The sequence below is a fragment of the Streptomyces sp. NPDC002520 genome (genome assembly GCF_053595235.1).
In genome coordinates this window covers 38,989-53,385 of sequence record NZ_JBSFXG010000052.1, presented here as the reverse complement: position 1 = coordinate 53,385, position 14,397 = coordinate 38,989, and the positions used below count along the sequence as shown (strand labels likewise).

Here is a 14,397-nt window from a genome sequence, read left to right as displayed (position 1 = left end):
GGTGAATCCGCATGCGGAGCAGCGTCGGGAGGTGTTCGGGGCGGGAACCTTGACGAGCTGGCCGCCGTAGCGGCCGAGCTTGTACGTCAGCATCGCGACCGTGCGTCCCCATGCCTCTTGTGCGATGGAGCGGTTGAGGCCGGCCTTGGCTTTGACGTTCTTGCCCGGCTCCTCGGTGGTGCCCCGAGCGGACTTGACCATGTTCGTGATGTTGAGCTGTTCGACCACGATCACGCCGTACGTACGGGCGAGGTAGGTGGTTGTCTGGTGCTGCCAGTCCAAGGCTCGTCGCGTGGCTTTTGCTCGGAGCTGTTTGATCTGGTCGTAGGTGTGCTGCAAGCGGCGGGAGGTCTTCTCCCCCTTCTTGCGGAAGCTCTTGCGGTGTGCGGCCTGCCGCTCCAGCCTGAGGAGTCTGCGGACACTTCTGGTCCGGCTCCTACTTCGCCGGAAGCTGCGGCGGCGCGCCCCTGACCGACGTGAAGCAGTACATCGAGAACCAGAAGCGCCCCATGAGCTGAGCTGAACACTGCGGACTCGTACTCATGCGCCGGTCAGAGCAGTTCCGGCATGGCCTTCACCTCCGGCGTAAACGCCGGAGCACTGGCCAAGATCAAAGGTAGAACCAGAGCGCCTACTGGCCTCCCGGTCGACGTCTCTGGCCGCTGCTGCCGGCCCGCCATGACTGATCCAAGGCATCCCTGGTGCTGTGACCGGGATGGTCCACCGTGATCGGAAGGCGGCTCGCGGGACGAGCGCACGCGCAACGGCTGGTATTACTGGGGCATGCAGGAAGAGACGGCACGCTCCGCGATCGACACGTTCATCTCCGCGTTTAACGCCTCGGACGACAGCTATGTGACTGGCCTGCTCTCCCAGGCCCTGACCTCAGACGTGGTCTTCTGGGGGCCGTTGGGTCGCAGCGAAGGAATCGCGGCGGTCGAGCGGTTCGTGCTGGACATCCGGCGCCACCCGGCGGGGACCGGCACGATGGTGCGCTGCTCAGCGGTGGACATGCCTGACGAGTGGGCCCGGTACCAGTGGGTCTTCACCACGCCGGATGGAGGCCCCCGCCTGGCGGGAACGGACGTCGTCCATCTGCGGCGGAGCCTCATCGACCAGGTCATCGTCTTTGCGGGGGATATCGAGCCGTCCGCCTCCTGAGTCGTCCTTCTGTCGCTGTCCTTCTCGTGAACTTGTCCGTTTCGGCGCTCCGGGGCTGCGGTTCGCGGTCGGTCAGGCTGCGGCGTTGAGGGGGGCGTCCGCCCCAGCTGATGCCCTTCTCGCTGCGGATGCGGGCGAGCGCCTCCGGCCGGTCATGAGCGGAGCCAGATGGTGAGGGCCGCGGCGGTTACGGTGCCGAGGGAGATGTAGCGGCGCTTGTCATAACTGGTGGCCACGGCTGACGGAGGGGCCGCCCCGTGATCGGGCGAGGTAGACCGTCCCCATGCCGCCCACGCCCAGCTCTCGCTCGACGGTGTGGACACCGTTCCGCCGTGGCGCGTCCGCGCCGTTCTCCATCGCCTGCACGCCTATCCCTGCGTGCGGTCACCGATACGTGACGCTGATGCCGACCCGTGCACCCTGGCCGATCTCCGGTCCCGCGTATCCGTCCAGCAGCGTAGGCGAACCCATCGCCCGGCAGTCCGGGAAGCCGGTCTCAGCCGTCGCGCCGCACCCGGGCCGCCTTGCGGGCCTCCGCGAGCTTGCGGGCCTCGCTGCTCTTGCGGGACGGCCTGCCACCGGATCCGCCCTTCGCGTCCTTGGTGCTGCCCAGGCCGCGGAACGGGGCGTTGTGGTTCTTGGGTCGCGATACGGCCGCCCCGCCGTCGAGGGGCTTTCCGGAGGGGGCCTTGGCGCCGGTGATCCGGCTCAACTCCGCCTCGCCCGACCGCACTTTGGTTACATTTGGGGCGACTTCGGCGTCCGCCATGACCTGGCTCGTCTCGCGGCGCTGTCCCGACAGGACGAGTGTCACGACGGTGCCGGAGCGGCCGGCCCGGGCCGTGCGGCCCGCGCGGTGCAGATAGTCCTTCGGATCGGTGGCCGGGTCGACGTTGACCACGAGGTCGAGGTTGTCGACGTGCAGGCCGCGCGCGGCGACGTTCGTCGCGACCAGCGCGGTGACCTGCCCGTTCTTGAACTGGGCCAGGGTCCGGGTGCGCTGCGGCTGGGACTTCCCGCTGTGCAGGGCGGCGGCGGCTACGCCGCTGGCCCGCAGATGCCGCGTGAGCTGGTCGACACCGTGCTTGGTGTCCAGGAACAGCAGGACGCGGCCGTCCCGCGCGGCGATCTCCGTGGTCACGGCGTACCGGTCCGGGCCGTGCACGACGAAGACGTGGTGCTCGATCGCGGAGACCGCGCTGGTCGAAGGGTCCACGGAGTGGACGGCGGGGTCGCGCAGGTAGCGCTGCACCAACTGGTCCACGTCGCGGTCGAGGGTGGCGGAGAACAGCATCCGCTGCCCGTCGGGGCGCACCTGGTCCAGGATCTCGGTGACCTGCGGCAGGAACCCCATGTCACACATCTGGTCGGCCTCGTCCAGGACCGCGATGCGCACCCGTCCCAGTCGGCAGCCCTTCCGCTCGATGAGGTCGTGCAGTCGACCGGGCGTGGCGACGACGATCTCGGCGCCATCCCGCAGCGCGGCGGCCTGCCGTCCGATGGACACTCCGCCCACCACGGTCGCGAGCCGCAGCCGCAGCGCCTCGACGTACGGGGTGAGAGCCTCACCGACCTGCTGCGCCAGCTCCCTGGTAGGCACCAGAACGAGCGCCAGCGGCTCTTTCGGCTGCGCGCGCTGCCCGGCCGTCCGGGCGAGCATCCCCAGGCCGAAGGCGAGTGTCTTGCCGGATCCTGTGCGGCCCCGGCCCAGGACGTCCCGTCCCGCGAGCGCGTTCGGCAGCGCCGCCGCCTGGATGGGGAAGGGCACGGTCACTCCGTGCTCATCGAGCGCCCGCAGAATCTCGGCCGGCAACCCCAGCTGGGCGAAGGACGTCGCCGTGGGCACTGCCGAAGTGGCGCCCGCCGCCTCGGACACATCGTCCTGCTGCCGGGCATCAGCACGTGCTGATTCGTTCACAGAGAGCCTTCCTCCGAAGGGACCGTACCGAGGAAGGCGCGGCAGGGACACGGCCGCCAGCCAGAGACATCGAACGGAGCACCGACACAGCGACACTGCAAAAGCGCAACGGTAGCACGGGGCACGCCGCTCGAACCTCCCGTGGTCGCACCGCTCAGCCGAGGAACGACAGCCGGACCTGCCAAGCTCAGCCTCGGCTTCACCGCCGAAGACTTCATCGGCGGCGGCGACCGCCTGATCGACACCCTGGCGGACTGGGGACCGACGACGCGATCGGCGACCGCCTCAACGAGTTCCACACCATCGGCGCCGACCACCTGGCGCTGGCGCGACGCCTTCACCACCTGCTGGCACCGCCTCGGCGCCCTGGCCACTCCGGCCTGACCCGCCACCCCATCCCGACAGCGGTCGACTTCCTCTTGGTCGCCGCCGTCTTCGACACGTGCCCGGGCCCGACGGCGGACAGCGTTTTCGGCCTCCTGCTGCGGGCTCAGACGCTGTTGGCCTCATCCTTTGCGGCGCGGGATGAGCAGTCCGGTGCCCTGGTAGCCGCCATCAGCGAGGGTGGTAACGCCACGGCAGGCCCGGTCGACACCCGGACTCGGTGAAGGCCCGGCAGTCGTTGCGGCTTCCGGGTAGCGGGTCACCGATGGCCACCATCAGGCGGCTGTTGGCATCAATGACCACCTGCAGGTTCGTCGAGTACTGGTAGTTCTTGCTCGAGGCCGCGACAGTGCGGTCCCTGGTGGGCACCAGCGTGCCGTCGACGATGTACACAGTGCCCTCGCGTCTGCGGCGGGCCGGAGAGATCGCCAGCAGCGGCGCGAGATGGTTCAGGATCCGGTCCGCGGCCGACTTCGACGTCCCGAACAGTAGCGCCACCTGCCGCAACGTCACATTCGTGCACCAGTACGTGGCCACCAGCAACACCCGGTCCTCCAGCGGCGATCGCCACGGCCGGCCTCGCTGGATGTCACCACCCCGCCGCCGCACCAACGCGACGAGACGGTCGAACTGCACCGGGCTCAACCCGACGAACGACTCGATCCACTTCGGATCACCTCCTGACATCACCCCACCCATGACCGGACAACGTCGACGAGCAACGGTTGGACACCGAGTGGTTCGGTCAGATTCGAGCCTTCGCGCTGGAAGCGGTACAGGGCGAGCTGTCCTGCATGGTGGGCCCGCCGATCGTGATCCTCTGCGCGACACACCTGCACTCCGGCGTGGTGGCCTGGAGCGTCGGCGCTGCGATCGTGGCGGGCGGAGCGGGGATCGCTCTGCTCAACCCCCCGCTGCGGGCCGAGGAGGAGGCGTCGGCCGACCCAGCCGACCGCCCCCGTCGCCGGAAGTGGCTGGGCCCGAGAATGATCGCGTTGCTGGTGATGGCGTTCGGCGCCACGATCGTGCTCAACGGTACCGACCTGGCCATCGTGGCCACTCTCAAGGAAGCCGGCCAGGTCTCCTGGGCCGCCGTCGTGGTGGCCGTGTACGGCGCGGCCTCCATCGCCGGCGGGCTTCTGTACGGCGTGCTCCCGCGACCGCTGCCCACCTGGCTGCTGCTCGGCCTGCTCGGGCCGGTAACCATTCCCGCCGGACTGGCCCACGACTGGCGCTGGTTGTGTGTGGCAGGCTGCGGCGCGGGGCTGCTTGCCGCACCGACTCTTTCCGCGTTGTCCGACGCCGTGAGCCGGCTCGCACCCGCGAGCGTGCGCGGTGAGGCGACAGGCTTGCAGTCCTCGGCGCTGGGCGCGAGCTTCGCCCTCGGCGTCCCGATCGTCGGCGGAGCGATCGACACGTCCGGACCGGCAGGCGGCTTCGCGGCGGCCGGCCTGGCCGGCCTCGCCGCCGCGCTGATGGGATGGCTGCTGTCCCGGCGCGGCACTCGGACCGGGCGCCTCCTTGCTCAGCGACACGTTGCCACCCTTGGACGAGGACACACCCATGGTTCGTCCCTCCACGCACTCGATCGGTTCGGGGCCTGCTTTGGAACCTCACAGCAAGCCACTGCCACCATCCGCTTTGTACGATGTGACACTCCTTCGGCGTGAGAAGTTGAGGCGAGGGCGGGACAGAAGGGAGACAGCGCGTGACAGAGCCGGAGGCACACCGTCGGCGTAGGGCGCACGGGGCGTTGGAGACGCGGGTGCTCGCCACGCTGCACGAGGCCGAGGGACCGGTGACCGCGGGCTGGGTGCAGGAGCACCTGGCCGCCGACCTCGCGTACACCACCGTGATGACGGTGCTGGCCCGCCTGCTGGCCAAGAAGGCCGTCACACGCAGGCGCGAGGGCCGGTCCTTCGTGTGGCTTCCCGCCGCGGACGAGGCCGGGCTCGCCGCGCTGAAGATGCGCAAGGTCCTGGACAGCGAGCAGGACCGTCGGGCGGTGCTGGCCAGCTTCATCACCGCGCTGCCGGAAGGCGACGAGCAGTTGCTCCGCGATCTGCTGGACCATGCCACGGACGAGGACTGAGAGCACATGGGGATCTTCGTTCTCCTCCCGTTGATCCTGCCGTTAACCGCCTGGCCGATCGCGCGCTTGGCCGAACGGCGCCTCCATCCCCGCGTCGCCACGGTCCTGCTGACGAGGGTCTCCACCGTCATGGCACTGTGCAGCACGGTGTGCCTGGCGCTGCTGATGGTGGTGGGCACCGCTCAGCTGCCCGGCAATCCGCTGCCGGACGGCTGGTCTGATCCCGAGGTGCGCGAGAGCGTTCCGCGGCACGAGGTCGCCGGAATGGCAGCGATCCCGGGTCTTCTGGCGGTCGTCGTAGCCTGCGGCCGCGCCCTGCTGCATCACTACAGGGTGCGATGGCGGGCTCACCGAGCACTGGAGGGTCTGCCGCGCACGGAGGTTGCGGTGCTGCACGATGCCCAGCCCTATGCCTACGCGTTGCCGGGCGGTCTGCGCGACCGGATCGTGGTGTCCACGGCCATGCTCGCCTGCCTCCCGCCCCGGGAGCGCCGGGTTCTTTTCGCTCACGAGCGCAGCCACCTCGCCGCCCGGCATCATCGCCATCTGCTGTTCGTGCGGCTGGCCGCCTGTGCGAACCCGTTCCTGCTGCCCTTGCGGACTGCCGTGGCCTACACGGTGGAGCGGTGGGCGGACGAGGAAGCAGCCCAAGCCGTCGGCAGTCGTAAGACCGTAGCCCGTGCGATCGGAAGGGCAGCGCTCGTCTCGCGCGGCACCCCCGCGCCCACACTCGCCGGCCTGGCCGCCCCGGGCCCGCTTCCCCGCCGGGTCGCGGCCCTGCTTGGGCCGGCGCCCGTCGTGCGCACCTGGCCGCCAGTGTTCACCACAGTGGGCCTGGCCCTGTGGGCCGCAGCCACCGGCGTTCTTCTCTCGGCGACGTTCTCGGCCAACTCGGCCTTCACACTGCTGCTCTTGCTCCGCACAGCGACGGCGCTCTGACGCCGAGGCAGCAATGGGCCCGGCAGGCGGTTCATCCCTGCCGGGCCCAAAGGCGCTTCTGTCGAATGCCGTTCGGCCGGAGTTTCAGAGGTCGAACTCGTGGGGCGGCAGATCCAGCGCGAAGCAGGCGTCCCGGACCACGGCACGCTCGGTCGCGTCGAAGTCGCCGTCGGCACCACCGATGACAATGCCGATCTGGATCACGGCACGCGCCTCGGCGGGCTTCTTCTTCGCCTTGGCGATCTCCTGAAGCACGCTCACCTTGCCGAAGTCGAAGTCGGCGGTCAGCTTGTCGAGGTTGCCCTCGAAGCGGCGCTGGAGGTCGTCGGCGGGGAAGTTCTGCAGCACTTCGTTGCTGAAGATCAGCTGCGCGACACGCTGCCGTTCGGACGGGTCGATCTTGCCGTCGGCCGCGGCGACCAAGGCACACATCGCCATGCTCGCATCGCGGAAGGCACCGCTCTTGAGGTCGTTCTTCTTCGCCACCAACTGGGTCTGCATCTGCGACGCCGAGTCCTTGATGCGGTCCCACAGTGCCATGTCGAGCTCCCTTTGTCCCGGGCCGTCGAGGACTCGCTCGAAGGCGAACCCGACAGCCAGACCAACTTCTACAGTGTTGTAGAAGATACCAGTGTGGAGGTATCACTCTCATGTACCCAGACAGATCAACGTGTGGCGCGATCCCGTCGTTCCCCTATGCGCGCCTCCTCAAGGCGACCGAGCAGAAAGGGCACCGTCCCCCGTTCCAGCAAGGCCAGTTACCACGCCTGTCGCGCCCGGTTCACCTCCGCGTCCGCATCGACCTCGCCATCGTCCTGGCCGGCACAAGGACTGGGCCCCACCGTGACCAGTTGCCGGATCAGGTAACCGATGGCCGCTCCGACGGCAACGGCGCCCGGGAGCAACCCTGCCGTGATCAAGCCGTCGCCGACGTAGGGCCGACCGCCACGGGAGCACGGTCCGTATCCGCACAGCAGAGACACCAGCCCTCCGGCAGCCGACACCCGTACGAGGGCATCGTCGCCCCAAGCAGCAGTTCGTTGCCCTCGGGCGCCTCTGACACGAGGTGACGGACAGTCGGTCGCCCATCATCGCGACCGGTAGAGGCCGCCATGGCACCCGAGACGCTCGCGGTGCTCGCGGTACTCGCGGCACTCGATGTTCGCGAAGGCTGCGATCACGCCTATCGCCCGAAAGCCCTGCCGCCTGCCCGCCCGCCCACCGATACGGACTGGTGGAGAGTCGCGCGTTCAATGGTTCCGACGCTGCGCAACCATCGAAGTGGGAACCGGGAGGAGTGTTGGTGCACGCGCTCGGCGTCCGCGCACCGTCCACCACTGCACTCGACGAGGTGAAGCTGCGTCACCAGCGCTGTCGGCGCGGCGGCGATGGCCTCGCCGGGCCATCGGCTCAGCCGTGACAGCCGGGAGGCGAAGGAGCCGATCCGGAGCGCCATGGACAAGGGGCCGAGGTCGCCACCACCTGTGCCGGCCGCACGCCCGTCTGCTGGAACCGTCCGCCGCCGAGTAACGCCGCGGCATCCGAGCAGGCTCTTGAACTCGACCTACCCGCACTCCTGGCCAGCCTGGAGACCGAACTCGCCGCCACTCGCAGCGCAGGCACGGTCCAATTTCACGGGCCCCGGGGCTGTCCGGCAGGTAACCGTGACGCTGGATCACCGAGCGCAGGATCGATCGGCCTTCGCGCCACCCCGTGACCAGCGAAACCCGCCCTCACCGCTCCGATAGCATGTTCGAACTATCGGCAATCATCCCTTCACCCATCACCAGGAAACCATATCAACCAGCGTGAAAAGTGGCCTGGTTGACTAAATGACAAATCGGCCAGGCAATTGATATCTATAGCATCGCGGGTGCTTTCGCGAATAAACGGCAGAATTACGTTCGCCGCGTGGCGTCGACCACGGGCGCTGCTGTGGGTCACGGTGGGTGTGGTGGCACTCGGCCTCCTCACTGCGCTGGAGATCGCCGCGCGTCGCTTCGGTGGCGAACCGGGTCCGATGACCAATCAGGTGAAAGAGGTGGTCTTCGCCCCCAAGCCGGGGCCGCTGTACGCCGGTTTGGCGTTGATGATGGTGGTGCTCACCTGGCGGCAACGGTTCATCGCGGCTGGTGTCGCGATCGGCATCGACGTCGTCTTCGTACTGGCGCGGTGGGCGGTCGGCGCCAGGACGACCGACGGCCATTTCTTCGGCAACGGCGCGTTGTGGGTGATTCTGGGCTGTGCGGTCATCGCTGTCACGCGCCGCACCGGCCAGGAGCGTGTCCTGCTGTTGAAGGGCGTCGGGCTCGGTCTGCTGCTGGTGGCCGGCCGCAAGACCGGTGACACCTGGCTTCTCATCACGTCGAAGACTCGTCCGGCGGTGCTCGACCAGTACGTGGCAACCGCCGATCACGCGCTGGGCAACCCGTCGTGGCTGGCAGGCCGGATCGTCACGGCCACCGGCCCGATCGGCATCCATGTCCTCGACTTCGTCTATGCTCAGCTTGCGGTGGCCGCGATCGTCTTCGCGCTGTACCAGCTGCGCAACGTGGGGATTGAGCGCCGCTTCCCGCGCCATCATCTGGTGCGCACCTTTCTGGTCATCGGCGTGCTCGGACCGGGCATCTACATGCTCTTCCCGGTGGTCGGACCGGTCTTCGCCTACGGCCCGGGCGCATCCGGCACCGGCGGCGTGCACTGGGCGGTGGCCGACCTGTGGCCGGCCACGCCGCCGCCGATCAGTACCCCGCACCCGATGCCGTACGACGAGATCACCCCCCGTAACTGCATGCCCAGCCTGCACACGGCGTGGGCTACCGCGATCTTCATTCACTCCCGCAAGGGCCCACGGATTCTGCGATTCGCAGGCGCGTTCTGGCTGATCGCCACGCTCGGCGCGACGCTGGGCTTCGGCTACCACTACGGCGTGGATCTCGTTGCCGGCGTGGTCTTCGCGCTCACGATCGAGGCGGCTCTGCGCTCGCACGAACGCGGCTGGGACCGGTCAGGAATCCAGCTGGTCAGCCACGGCACGGCAGTCTTCGCTGCGCTCTTGGTGTCCTATCGCTACCTGCCGATGGAGATGGCCACACATCCGTGGGTGTTCGGACCACTTCTCCTTCTGGCGATGACCTCAGTGGTCCACAACTACGTACGAACCACCAAACACTGGGAACCGGCGGCCGCGCCAGCGCGGCAACCGGAGCCGTTGCCCGAGCCGGCTTGAGAGGGCGATACGTTCACTGATGACCGTTTCACCTTCCCCCTGATGGTGTGAGGTTGGGTGATCGGGCCTGCCTGGTCAGCGGGATGAGTTCCGCTGTGGTGGCGGGATGAGCGAGCGCAAGCCGTGCGGCGGTGGCTTCTCCGACGGGCGGTGGGCATTGATCGAGCCGGTGATCACGGCATGGTACGCGAGGCATCCGTCGGTCAGCGGTCACCAGGACCGTTACAAGATGCGGGAGACGACGACGTGAACCTTCCCCTTGATCGTGGACACCTGGAGACTGGGACATGAGGTTCCGGAGGAAGTAGCACCAGGTGGGAAGCAAGTACACGAAGCGGTACACCGCGGAGTTCAAACGGGACGCGATCGCGCTGGTCGACTCCACGGGCAAGACGGTCACCGCCGTTGCCCGGGAGCTCGGCATCAGCTCGGAGTCCCTGCGCGGCTGGTATCGCCAGGCCAAGGCGGACCGGGGCGAGGGAGCCCCGGGTGAGCTCACCACCGCCGAGCGCGAGGAGCTCAAGCGGCTGCGCAGGCAAAACGCCGAGCAGGCCAAGACGATCGAGGTCCTACGAAAAGCCGCGGTCTTCTTCGCGAAGGAGAGCGATCGGTGAACGCGACGTACACGTTCATCGATGCGGAGAACCCACGGTGTTGCTTTCCTCTGCCGCCTGCTGAAGGTGGCCCGTGCCTCGTTTTATGCCTGGCTCGCCGCGGCGAAGGTTCGGGCCGCGCGCAAGGCCGCCGACCAGGACTTGGTCCATGAGATCACCGTCATCCACGTGGCCTCCCGCCATACCTACGGCGCGCCGCGCATCCATGCCGAACTGCGGCGCCTGGGCCGGGCGGTGAACCGCAAACGCGTCGCCCGCCTCATGCGCGAGCACTGCATCCAGGGCGTCACCCGTCGCAAGCGCCGTTCGCTGACACGGCCGGACAAGAAGGCCAGGCCGGCCCCGGACCTGATCGGCCGCGACTTCCATGCCGAGGTTCCCGGCACGAAACTGGTCGGCGACATCACCGCTCTGCCCACATCCGAGGGCTGGCTCTACCTCGCCTGCTGGCTGGACCTGGCCACCCGCGAGGTCGTCGGCTACTCGATGGCCGACCACCACCGCGCCGACCTTGTCGTCGATGCGCTGAAGATGGCCGCGGGCCGGGGCCGGCTCCGGCCCGGGTGCATAGCGCATTCGGATCGCGGCAGCGAATACACGAGTAGTCAATTCCGCTATGAAATAGGCGAGTTGGGGCTCAGGCAAAGCTGCGGACGCACCGGATCATGCTTCGACAACGCCGCCGCGGAGAGTTTCTGGGCCCTGCTCAAAGAAGAGATTGGCACCCGCCTCTGGCCCGACCGGGCCACCGCCCGCGCTGAGGTCTTCGACTTCATCGAGACGTTCTACAACCGCCGCCGCCTGCGCAAACACAAGGTCTTCGGCTACCTCACCCCGGCCGAGACCCGGCAACGGCACCAACACGACCTCGCAGCATAGGGATCGAGTGTCCAAGATCACGGGGAAGCTTCAAGCAGCGTACGCGGCCGCCGCGCGGACGGCGGAGCCGGCGATCGGAAACTGCCATGAACGGCGGTTCTGCGCCCCGCACCGAGCGGACACAGTGAAGAGCACCACGGCATACACAAAGCAAGGAGTGCAGATGTCAACGGCCATCGCCCGCCCCCCGTTCGATCCCGAGCTCGGCGCGGTCCTGGGTCTCATCCAGGGCCAACTACCGACCGTGACAAGCGAGACGATCCCTCTGCTCCGGGCGGCGTCCGCGGCGTCCGCCACGACCGATGAGGATCTGGCGAAGGCGGGTCTCACGCGCCGGGATCTGACCATCCCGGGCCACGAGGGCGCCGACATCGTCGTCAGCGTCATCGCCCGGGCCGACCACACGGGGACCGGGCCCGGGATCTACCACATGCACGGCGGCGGGATGGTCGCAGGCAACCGCATGATCGGCATCGGCCAGCAGGTGGTGCCGTGGGTCGTCGAGCACGACGCGGTACTGGTCACCGTGGAGTACCGGCTCGCGCCGGAGTTCCCCGACCCCTATCCGCTCGAGGACTGCTACGCCGGGCTGCTCTGGACCGTCGAGCACGCCGCCGAGCTCGGGATCGACCCCGACCGGCTCCTCATCGCAGGCGCCAGCGCCGGGGGCGGCCTTACCGCCGGGGTCGCCCTGATGGCCCGCGATCGCCAGGGCCCGAAGCTGATAGGTCAGGTGCTCGTCTGTCCGTTCCTCGACGACCGCGACGAGAGCATCTCGACGCTCCAGTTCGCCGAGACCGGGACCTGGAACCGCACCAGCAACCAGACCGCGTGGCAGGCCTACGTCGGGGACCGCCGCGGGACCGATGAGGTATCAATCTACGCGGCCCCGGCGCGTGCGACCGACCTGTCGGGGCTGCCGCCCACGTACGTCGACTGCGGTGGCAGCGAGATCTTCCGGGACGAGAGCATCGCGTACGCCACCGCACTGTGGCACGCGGGTGTCTCGGTGGAGCTGCACGTGTGGGCCGGCGGGTTCCACGGCTTCGACGAGATCGCTCCTCACACGGCCGTCGGCCAGGCGGCGATCGCCACCCGCAACGACTGGGTCGGGCGTCTCTTCGGATCAGCATCTTCCTGACACTGGCAGTTCGCGCGGGCCCGGATCGCAGGGGCCCGCGCGACGTCCAGGTCGCGATCGCGGTGCCGACAGCGGTGTCACACGTCCTCGACTAGTTCGTCCGTCGTCATCGAGACAGCACTAGTGTGGATAACCCCAGGCAATGGAGCCCAGTATGCAGGAACTTGTCGGGCGGCTCACCGCTCTCGACCCTGAGGCGAGTGATTCGCTGAAGGTCATCGCGTACTTCGACGCCCTGGTTGCCTCTGGAGTAGGCCTCGGAGGACTCCTGCGCGCTGCCGCAGCGCTTTCGGGAGCGATCGCGGGAGCCGAGCGTCGCGGACGGATCACCAGATGTGACCCCAGCGGTCGCCGTCTGGACCCCTCCCCCGATGTGGTGCGGTCTCCTGAGCGGGCCAGCCACGACGTCCGCGTCTGGCTCGAGCGGGACGGAGCGCACCACGCCAACGACGAGATGGTCGTCGAGCGGCTCGGGATCGCGGTGGAGCTGCTCAATCACCGCGGCGCGCCCGACAACGCGCTCGACATCGTCGTCGACGCCAACCATGGGATCGCCGAGCGAACCATGGCGCTTGCCCGACTGCACCTCAACGCGGGCACGAGGATCCGGATCGTCGCCACCGGCGTCGACCAGCCGCGTCTGGCCGGGCCGTCGACAGTCGTGCCGACGCGCTACGGCATGCTGTGCGCGACTCTCGACGCGTCGGGGAAGGTCGAGCCTGCCGGGCGTGCCGGCCTCGGTCTCTGGGTGCGCGCCGACCACGCTCCGCAGTCGTGGGCCGCCGCCGTGATCGCCTACCGCCTTTCCGATGTGGACGATCCGGTGCTCGACGCAACCGAGTTCGGCGCCATGCTGCGGCTCATACAGGCGTACGACCCTGAGATCCCTCACGAAGACATCGCGACGCTCCGCAGACTCGACACGCGCACCAGCGCAATCCTGCGGACACTCGTCGAGATCGACAGCATTCGCGCGGCAGCCGAAAGGCTTGGGATGCACCACTCCACGGTGCAGGCGCGGCACGCGGCCATCACCCGTAAGCTCGGCTACGACCCGCGGACCCCCCTGGGACGCATGCGGTACATCGTCGCGGCGATCCTGTTGCGCCTGACAGACCGTCCCACCGACTGAACCGGCGGAACGTGGGTCTTCTCCAGCCCGCGATAGCCGCCGCATCCCGTGACCGTGTGCCAGTTCGTTGACCGTGCCCCCGATGCGGATCTGACCGCGTAGGTCCGGCGCCCTTCGGGGCTGTCGTGCTCGGCACGGGCGCGTCGTTGCAGGTCGAGCAGGGTCCTTCGCAGCGTGCCTGGGCCTCGAACCGTCCCCAGCATCCCGCGAAACCAAGCCCTCACACCGGAGAACTTCAAGATCCCCGACGGAGTCAAGCCCAGCCCTCGAGTTTGACCATGCCGGTCAACTCGGCAACTTGCGTGCCGGTCCGCAGGGGGCCGTCCTGCTCCAGCGCGGGATGCCACAGGTGGTCGGGCCGAGCCTGGATCGGGCGAAACCGGCTCGGTGACGGGATACCCAACCGAGAAGAACGTGTGGATGCCACGCTCGCGTAGCGCGCGTATGTGGTGCAGGAACGCTTTGGCGCCGCCGGCGCTATCGGTGCGCATGAGCAGGTCGGTGCCGTGGCGGTAGGCGTCGGGGATCTGGGCGAGGGCCGCGTCCAGGACGGTGATGTGGTCGACGGCGGTGCTGGCTCCGGCGTTGCCCGACCTGAGCAGGCCGGCCAGGCCTTCGCCTGTATTGTCCAGGAAGTGCAGGATTGGGTGATAGCCGAAGCCGCGTTTGTAGGTGACCGCCGCCTGCTCTTCTCCGATTGGCAGGTGACCAGGGTGGCGTCGAAGTCCAGGGCCAGGCCGGACAGGTCGCGGTCACCGGATCGCGAAGCGGGTATCCCTGCCCGGGTCTCGGCGGCCTGCAGCCAGGCGACCTCCCGCGCGGCAGCCCGGGCCGTGCGCAGTGCCGCCAGCGCAGTGGGGTCGCTGCCGGCCGGCAGCCGGCAGGCGGTCGGGGTGAAGGCCACCGTG

Annotated in this window: 14 protein-coding genes and 3 pseudogenes; 12 read left to right on the top strand and 5 right to left on the bottom strand. The window is 68.5% G+C overall.

Annotated elements, in window-relative coordinates; all coding sequences use genetic code 11:
- Positions 1 to 414, bottom strand: a pseudogene (locus ACWD5D_RS40780) (zinc ribbon domain-containing protein); the annotation flags it as partial.
- Positions 415 to 425: 11 nt separating this feature from the next.
- On the opposite strand from ACWD5D_RS40780, the pseudogene ACWD5D_RS40775 reads away from it, so the two are divergent.
- Positions 426 to 518, top strand: a pseudogene (locus ACWD5D_RS40775) (transposase); the annotation flags it as partial.
- Between the two features lie 265 nt (positions 519 to 783).
- On the top strand, positions 784 to 1,161 hold the full coding sequence (locus ACWD5D_RS40770) for a nuclear transport factor 2 family protein (RefSeq protein ID WP_451377805.1): 378 nt from the start codon (positions 784 to 786) through the stop codon (positions 1,159 to 1,161).
- A gap of 496 nt (positions 1,162 to 1,657) precedes the next feature.
- Here the strand turns inward: ACWD5D_RS40770 and ACWD5D_RS40765 are convergent, their stop codons facing one another.
- Complete coding sequence (locus tag ACWD5D_RS40765; RefSeq protein WP_451377804.1) at positions 1,658 to 3,079, bottom strand: DEAD/DEAH box helicase; 1,422 nt, start codon at positions 3,077 to 3,079, stop codon at positions 1,658 to 1,660.
- A 141-nt stretch (positions 3,080 to 3,220) separates the two neighbouring features.
- Between ACWD5D_RS40765 and ACWD5D_RS40760 the strand changes: the two genes are divergently transcribed.
- Positions 3,221 to 3,463 (top strand): hypothetical protein, encoded by a 243-nt coding sequence (locus tag ACWD5D_RS40760; protein ID WP_451377808.1) that lies wholly within the window; start codon positions 3,221 to 3,223, stop codon positions 3,461 to 3,463.
- 50 nt (positions 3,464 to 3,513) lie between these two features.
- Here ACWD5D_RS40760 and ACWD5D_RS40755 read toward each other — a convergent pair.
- Positions 3,514 to 4,162 (bottom strand): annotated as a pseudogene (locus tag ACWD5D_RS40755) (transposase); the annotation flags it as partial.
- Positions 4,163 to 4,188: 26 nt separating this feature from the next.
- Here ACWD5D_RS40755 and ACWD5D_RS40750 point away from each other — a divergent pair.
- Genes ACWD5D_RS40750 through ACWD5D_RS40740 form a run of 3 tightly spaced genes read left to right on the top strand, consistent with a single transcriptional unit; the run spans position 4,189 to position 6,494 of the window.
- Complete coding sequence (locus ACWD5D_RS40750) at positions 4,189 to 5,133, top strand: MFS transporter (RefSeq protein WP_451377803.1); 945 nt, start codon at positions 4,189 to 4,191, stop codon at positions 5,131 to 5,133.
- A 38-nt stretch (positions 5,134 to 5,171) separates the two neighbouring features.
- The gene (locus ACWD5D_RS40745; protein WP_451377802.1) at positions 5,172 to 5,555 is read left to right on the top strand and encodes a BlaI/MecI/CopY family transcriptional regulator; all 384 of its coding nucleotides are present in this window, start codon (positions 5,172 to 5,174) and stop codon (positions 5,553 to 5,555) included.
- A 6-nt stretch (positions 5,556 to 5,561) separates the two neighbouring features.
- Entirely contained in the window at positions 5,562 to 6,494 is a 933-nt protein-coding gene (locus tag ACWD5D_RS40740) for a M56 family metallopeptidase (RefSeq protein ID WP_451377801.1), read from the top strand.
- Positions 6,495 to 6,578: 84 nt separating this feature from the next.
- Here ACWD5D_RS40740 and ACWD5D_RS40735 read toward each other — a convergent pair whose 3' ends face one another.
- Positions 6,579 to 7,034: a tellurite resistance TerB family protein gene (locus ACWD5D_RS40735; protein WP_451377800.1), complete on the bottom strand. Its 456-nt coding sequence runs from the start codon at positions 7,032 to 7,034 to the stop codon at positions 6,579 to 6,581.
- Between the two features lie 1,390 nt (positions 7,035 to 8,424).
- On the opposite strand from ACWD5D_RS40735, the gene ACWD5D_RS40730 reads away from it, so the two are divergent.
- The 6 genes from ACWD5D_RS40730 (at position 8,425) to ACWD5D_RS40705 (ending at position 13,489) form a co-directional block, all read left to right on the top strand.
- Entirely contained in the window at positions 8,425 to 9,723 is a 1,299-nt protein-coding gene (locus ACWD5D_RS40730) for a phosphatase PAP2 family protein (protein ID WP_451377807.1), read from the top strand.
- Positions 9,724 to 9,829: 106 nt separating this feature from the next.
- Complete coding sequence (locus tag ACWD5D_RS40725; RefSeq protein ID WP_451377799.1) at positions 9,830 to 9,973, top strand: hypothetical protein; 144 nt, start codon at positions 9,830 to 9,832, stop codon at positions 9,971 to 9,973.
- Between the two features lie 64 nt (positions 9,974 to 10,037).
- Complete coding sequence (locus ACWD5D_RS40720; protein WP_073772198.1) at positions 10,038 to 10,337, top strand: transposase; 300 nt, start codon at positions 10,038 to 10,040, stop codon at positions 10,335 to 10,337.
- Between the two features lie 21 nt (positions 10,338 to 10,358).
- Positions 10,359 to 11,216 (top strand): IS3 family transposase, encoded by an 858-nt coding sequence (locus ACWD5D_RS40715; protein WP_451377798.1) that lies wholly within the window; start codon positions 10,359 to 10,361, stop codon positions 11,214 to 11,216.
- Between the two features lie 163 nt (positions 11,217 to 11,379).
- Positions 11,380 to 12,357 (top strand): alpha/beta hydrolase, encoded by a 978-nt coding sequence (locus tag ACWD5D_RS40710; protein WP_451377797.1) that lies wholly within the window; start codon positions 11,380 to 11,382, stop codon positions 12,355 to 12,357.
- Between the two features lie 154 nt (positions 12,358 to 12,511).
- A complete protein-coding gene (locus ACWD5D_RS40705; protein WP_451377796.1) occupies positions 12,512 to 13,489 on the top strand; it encodes a helix-turn-helix domain-containing protein in 978 nt (325 codons plus the stop codon).
- Here ACWD5D_RS40705 and ACWD5D_RS40700 read toward each other — a convergent pair.
- The gene (locus tag ACWD5D_RS40700) at positions 13,405 to 14,121 is read right to left on the bottom strand and encodes a hypothetical protein (RefSeq protein ID WP_451377806.1); all 717 of its coding nucleotides are present in this window, start codon (positions 14,119 to 14,121) and stop codon (positions 13,405 to 13,407) included. The two genes, ACWD5D_RS40705 and ACWD5D_RS40700, sit on opposite strands and share 85 nt — an antisense overlap.
- Positions 14,122 to 14,397 lie beyond the last annotated feature (276 nt).

What these genes read in the sequence shown, in the direction of transcription:
- ACWD5D_RS40735 (WP_451377800.1), bottom strand. Translation starts at nt 7,034, where the DNA reads ATGGCACTGTGGGACCGCATCAAGGACTCGGCGTCGCAGATGCAGACC.
- ACWD5D_RS40705 (WP_451377796.1), top strand. Translation starts at nt 12,512, where the DNA reads ATGCAGGAACTTGTCGGGCGGCTCACCGCTCTCGACCCTGAGGCGAGT.
- ACWD5D_RS40715 (WP_451377798.1), top strand. Translation starts at nt 10,359, where the DNA reads ATGCGGAGAACCCACGGTGTTGCTTTCCTCTGCCGCCTGCTGAAGGTG.
- ACWD5D_RS40710 (WP_451377797.1), top strand. Translation starts at nt 11,380, where the DNA reads ATGTCAACGGCCATCGCCCGCCCCCCGTTCGATCCCGAGCTCGGCGCG.
- ACWD5D_RS40740 (WP_451377801.1), top strand. Translation starts at nt 5,562, where the DNA reads ATGGGGATCTTCGTTCTCCTCCCGTTGATCCTGCCGTTAACCGCCTGG.
- ACWD5D_RS40770 (WP_451377805.1), top strand. Translation starts at nt 784, where the DNA reads ATGCAGGAAGAGACGGCACGCTCCGCGATCGACACGTTCATCTCCGCG.
- ACWD5D_RS40725 (WP_451377799.1), top strand. Translation starts at nt 9,830, where the DNA reads ATGAGCGAGCGCAAGCCGTGCGGCGGTGGCTTCTCCGACGGGCGGTGG.